The following is a 5,078-nucleotide window of genomic DNA, read 5'->3' on the forward strand; positions in this document are numbered from 1 at the left end:
GCCATCATGGTTCCACCAGATTCGCCCATCAAGACCTTGGCCGACCTAAAGGGCAAAACGCTGGGCGTTGCCGGCGGGCCCTTGGACAAGAGCTGGCTGCTGATCGTTGCCTACGCGCTTCGTACAGCGAATATCGATCTTCGAACGGAAACCACGCAGGAGTTTGGCGCACCGCCTCTGCTGGCCGCACGTGCTAAGCAAGGTGAGATCGATGCAGTGCTGAACTATTGGCCTTACGCCGCACGCCTTGAAGCCGTCGGTTTTACGCAGCTCATCGGACTTGAGGACGTCGTTCGCGAGCTGGGGGCGAAGGGTGAAGTCGCAATGCTGGGCTACGCGTTCAATGCGGACTGGGCGGAGCAAAACCCGTCGGCGATTGATGGTTTCGTTCGAGCCGCGGAAAAGGCCAACGAACTGCTGGCAACCTCAGATGCCGAATGGGAACGCTTAAAACCAGTGATGAGTGCGAACGATCCAAACTTTGACGAGGCGACGTTCGATGCGTTGCGCCGCCGTTTCCGTGAGGGAATTCCGGAGCGCCGTCTTACATTCGAAGAGGCCGATGCAAAGGTTCTGTTTCAGTTCTTAAGGGAGCTGGGGGGAACCAAGCTTGTGGGGCCTGGCACGGAGCTCGCCCCAGGAACCTTCTGGCACGGGACTACGCAGTGACCACGGCCGAAGCACAACCGGAAATACGCCCTAGGTCCTCGTGGTACATGCGCGGTCCGTGGATTTCGATCGTATCCATTGTCATGTTTCTACTGGTCTGGTTCGTTTCGGCGCACTTCGCCCAGAGCAGGCTGCTGCCAGGACCGGGCGAGGTGCTGAACTATGTCGTGGAGGAATCGATTCACGGCGACCTGATATTTCAGCTTGGGATTACGCTCTGGCGCGTTGTCGCGGCATTCGTGGTCGCCATGGTTGTTGGCAGCGCTATTGGGCTGCTGATGGGTGAGTTGCCGGCTGTAAACAGAGTGCTGGACCCCTGGCTTATTGTGCTCCTCAACGTGCCCGCGCTGGTCATCATTATTCTTGCCTATGTGTGGTTTGGCCTGAACGAGTGGGCGGCGATCGGAGCGGTCGCGTTGAATAAGATTCCGAACGTCATTGTGACGCTTCGCGAAGGTGCACGGGCGCTGGACCCAGGTCTCGATGAAATGGCGCGGGCTTATCGCATGACGCCTTGGAGCAAGTTTCGCAACGTCACCATGCCGCAGCTTCAGCCCTACTTCGCTACCGCGTCTCGTACAGGGCTCTCCCTGATTTGGAAGATTGTCCTTGTAGTCGAACTACTGGGACGCCCCAATGGCGTCGGCTTCGAACTGCACCTGAATTTTCAACTCTTCAACGTGACGGCCATTCTCGGCTATACGCTGGCCTTCGTCGCTGTCATGCTCGCCATCGAATATCTACTGGTACAGCCCTTTGAAAGATACACGACACGCTGGCGAAACAAGCCAGTTTAAGATCCGCATAGAGGAAAAGACCCATGTGGGGGCTGACGGGACACGGCTGACGGCGATCCGCAATCTGTCGCTCGACTTAGAACCCGAAAGCATGACCGTGTTGATGGGGCCCTCGGGCTGCGGCAAGACCACCTTGCTGCGCGCGGTGGCCGGTCTCGACGACGACTATACCGGCGAGATCGATATGCCGCCTCACGCGCGCTTGGGCTTCATGTTCCAGGAGCCGCGTCTCCTGCCATGGCGCACGGTTCGTCAGAATATTGAGCTTGTCGCGGCGCCGGACTTCACCGCTGAGGCTCTCGACTCGCTGGCCGAGGCCGTTGGGGTCGCCGAGATGTTGCCCCGCTATCCGCAGGAGCTCTCATTAGGCTTGGCGCGCCGCGCCGCTTTGGCCAGGGCCTTCTCAACCGAGCCAGACTTGTTGTTGCTGGACGAGCCATTCGTCTCACTCGACGAACGGACAGCAGACCGTCTCCGGCGGCTGTTACTCGACGTTTGGTCCGCCCGGCCTACGACTGCAGTTATGGTGACGCACAATCCTCGCGAAGCCCTTCAACTCGCTGACAAGCTCGTTGTAATGGCGCCGCGCCCGACCCATGTGCTCGCGGTCGAGAGTATCGACGTGCCGCAAGCCGAACGCGATGCCGCGATGATCGAGGCTCTGCACACAGATCTTTCGAAGCGCTTCCCGGCAAACTTCGCTGGCATGTAGACCGTTCACGCGATCTTGGGTTATCCGCCAGCGGGCGCCATCGCCTTGCGCTGCTGAATACCTCGCGACGGATCATAGGCCCATACAGAAAGACCGAGGAACACGATCGTGCAAACGGCCACGACGGCAAGCGCCTCCCAGTTCATCTTCTGATAGAACGAGAACCGGATGAGCTCTACCGCCCAGGTGAACGGGTTGTAGAAGCAGATCTCGTAAAGGATCCAGCTACCCTCGCGCATCTTCCAGAGCGGATACAAAGCCGATGATGCGAAAAACATCGGAAAGATCACGAAGTTCATGATCCCGGCGAAGTTCTCGAGCTGCTTGATCGTCGAGGAGAGCAACATGCCGAGCGCCCCGAACATCATGCCTGTCAAGATGAGCGCGGGTAGCGCCAACAGGTAGCCCCACGCGGGCAGCTCTACGCCGCAGAGCCAAGCCACAGCCAAGAAGGTGTAGACTTGAAACAATGACACCAGGACGCCCGCGAACAACCGCGATATGAGCAGGAACCAGCGCGGCAACGGTGTGGTCAAGAGCACGCGCATCGAGCCCATTTCGCGGTCATAAACCATCGACAACGAACTCTGCATGCCGTTGAAGAGTTGGATCATCGCAAGCAGGCCCGGCGTGATGTACACGTCGTACGTGATGTAGGTCTCGTAGGGCGGGATTATCGACACACCGAGGGCGGCCCGAAAGCCTGCGGCAAAGATGATCAGCCAGATCAGGGGCCGAACAAGCGCGGCCAAAAATCTCTCTCTCTGCTGCAGAAAGCGCAGGAGTTCGCGCCAGACGATCCCGCGAAAAGCCCGGGCATAGTGCGTAAACGTCATGCGGCGACCTCCTCAACGCGGTCGCCAGTAAGGCGCCGGAAGGCCTCGGCCAAATTGTCTGAACCTGTCTCTTTTTCGATACCAGCCACGTCGCCCTGCGCCACGACGCGTCCTTTGTTGATAACGACGAGCGCATCGTTAGCCTCTACCTCGTCGAACAAGTGGGTGGCCCAAAGGACACCGATGTTCTCCGACGCCGCTAGGCTATGAATGTGACGAACGATAGCGTCACGCGTAGGGTCATCGAGCCCGATGGTGGGCTCATCCAGTAAAAGCAGTTTCGGGCTATGCAGGAGCGCCCGTGCAATCTCCACGCGTCGTCGGTGGCCGCCGTTGAGCGCGCGTACCTTCTCGCTCATACGTTCGGTCATATTGAGCGAGTCCAAGGCCTTCTCCATGCGCGCGTCGGCCTCCTGCCGGTCCAAACCACGCAGAGAGGCGAAGTAGCGGAGGTTCTGCCGCACCGACAAATCGAGATCGAGTGTCGGCTGCTGGAAGACTACGCCAAGGGGCCCTAACACCTTAAAGCCCCAATCGGCAGCTGCGCGGCCATCGATCTCGATCCGTCCCTCCGGCGCATCGAATAGTCGGGTGATCAGAGAAAAAATCGTCGTCTTGCCAGCGCCGTTCGGCCCGAGCAGCGCAGTTACTCGTCCGGGATAGACGTCGAAGGTGACGTCGTCCAGAGCCCGCTTGTCCCCATACCAGTAAGAGACATTCTGGACCGACAGGACCGGCTGTTTAGACCCCGCGGAGCCAGTTGCAGAATCTTTCATTGTCCTCCCTTGGAACTTGTGCGGTTCCTTTCCGAGCTCACACGAGCCCTATTGGCGTAAGTGAGGAATAGCGTCTGACCTCCGCTTTCACAAGCATCCTAAGCGATCCGAGACGTTGAGGCCTCGCCGACGCATTGCTTGCGGTGATTTGGGCTGGGCAAAAAAGAAGCCGCCCCGAGGGGCGGCTTCCGTAAACGTCTGTCTGGAGTGGTGGCCTAGAAGAAGATGATCCCACCAACCTGGAACAGGTTGTTGTCGTCGAAGCCCTGCGTACGACGCTCAAGCGTGTTCAGGTCCTGGATATTCAGTTCCGTCACACCCAGCTTCTGCCAGCGAGCGTAAACATGCATCGCAGCAGCGTCGATTTCCTGCACGGCACCCACGCCCCAGCGCTCAATCTCGGAACCGGTGACCGCACAAGCCCCCGTCGGGCAGTTCGGCAGAATGCTCGCAAAGCCAGCAGCATTCGCTAGGCCATAGAAGTCGTTGTACTGATAGTACTCACCGTAAATGGTCAAGGCACCAAGCTGGGTCAGGTCCGATGCCTTCCAGAAAGGCTTCACGCCCCAGCTATCCGTATCGGGAAGAACGTTGCCAGGAGCATTGTTCGAAAGGCAGTTATTACCAGGGCAGAGGGCGTTATTGGCGTTGCCAACGATCTCCCAGTTACCAGTGGCGTAAACACCCAGACCCGTTGGCACGTGCATGAAAGTACCACCAACCTGGTGAATATCCTGCTCACCGCCGTTCAGCGGGCTCGACTCCAACCATGTGTAGGCATAGGCAGCCGAAACGCGGAAATTACCCCAGTCTTCATTATAGATGGCAGCGAAATCCCAGAACTTGGAATCCGTATCAGCCGGATGCGGGAGTAGCCCACCACCGGAATTACCCCGATAAGAGTCCGTATCCAGGATGGCATTTACCAAACCTGCCGTACCGTAAGACGTCTCGAACCGGAAGCCGTTCCAAGTCGGCGAGTCATAGCGAACCGCTGGCTGTGCCACGCCGAAGCAATCGGCGCCAGGTGCATTACCGGCGCTGCAGAGCAGAAGTTGGTTGAACGACCCCGCGTTAGCGTTGGTACCGGAAGGCCGCATAAAGAAACCACCGCCCTCAAAGACCACCGCGTTCGACTCGATGACCGTCCCAGAAATGTCAGCCAAAACAGCCGGGTTGTCCGAAGCAGGGCTCAGATGACCCCAGTTCAGCGTGCCGTAGTCATCGCTTTTCAGGTAAATGTATGAGTAAAGCGTGTTGATGGCGCCGTAATCGGTACCATACAAGC

At 58.4% G+C, this 5,078-nt stretch carries 6 protein-coding genes; 3 read left to right on the plus strand and 3 right to left on the minus strand.

The annotated features are described in order from the left end of the window. The 3 genes from AC33YF_RS12715 to AC33YF_RS12725 all read left to right on the plus strand — a co-directional run. Positions 1-669 (plus strand): ABC transporter substrate-binding protein (locus AC33YF_RS12715; RefSeq protein ID WP_491777579.1); only part of this gene is annotated, 669 nt, incomplete at its 5' end. 47 nt (positions 670-716) lie between these two features. After that, positions 717-1,466: an ABC transporter permease gene (locus AC33YF_RS12720; RefSeq protein WP_491777580.1), complete on the plus strand. Its 750-nt coding sequence runs from the start codon at positions 717-719 to the stop codon at positions 1,464-1,466. Then, positions 1,426-2,178, plus strand: coding sequence for an ABC transporter ATP-binding protein (locus tag AC33YF_RS12725; protein ID WP_491777581.1), 753 nt, complete (start codon positions 1,426-1,428; stop codon positions 2,176-2,178). The genes AC33YF_RS12720 and AC33YF_RS12725 overlap by 41 nt, the downstream gene beginning before the upstream one ends. A 20-nt stretch (positions 2,179-2,198) precedes the next feature. Here AC33YF_RS12725 and AC33YF_RS12730 read toward each other — a convergent pair whose 3' ends face one another. The 3 genes from AC33YF_RS12730 to AC33YF_RS12740 all read right to left on the minus strand — a co-directional run. Continuing rightward, positions 2,199-3,014 carry an ABC transporter permease gene (locus AC33YF_RS12730; RefSeq protein WP_491777582.1) on the minus strand — a complete coding sequence of 272 codons (816 nt, stop codon included), beginning with the start codon at positions 3,012-3,014 and terminating at the stop codon, positions 2,199-2,201. Then, the gene (locus AC33YF_RS12735) at positions 3,011-3,790 is read right to left on the minus strand and encodes an ABC transporter ATP-binding protein (protein WP_491777583.1); all 780 of its coding nucleotides are present in this window, start codon (positions 3,788-3,790) and stop codon (positions 3,011-3,013) included. The genes AC33YF_RS12730 and AC33YF_RS12735 overlap by 4 nt, the downstream gene beginning before the upstream one ends. 215 nt (positions 3,791-4,005) lie before the next feature. Continuing rightward, a partial coding sequence (locus tag AC33YF_RS12740; RefSeq protein WP_491777584.1) for a porin occupies positions 4,006-5,078 on the minus strand: 1,073 nt, incomplete at its 5' end.

The sequence above is a fragment of the Methyloceanibacter sp. genome, assembly GCF_058506495.1.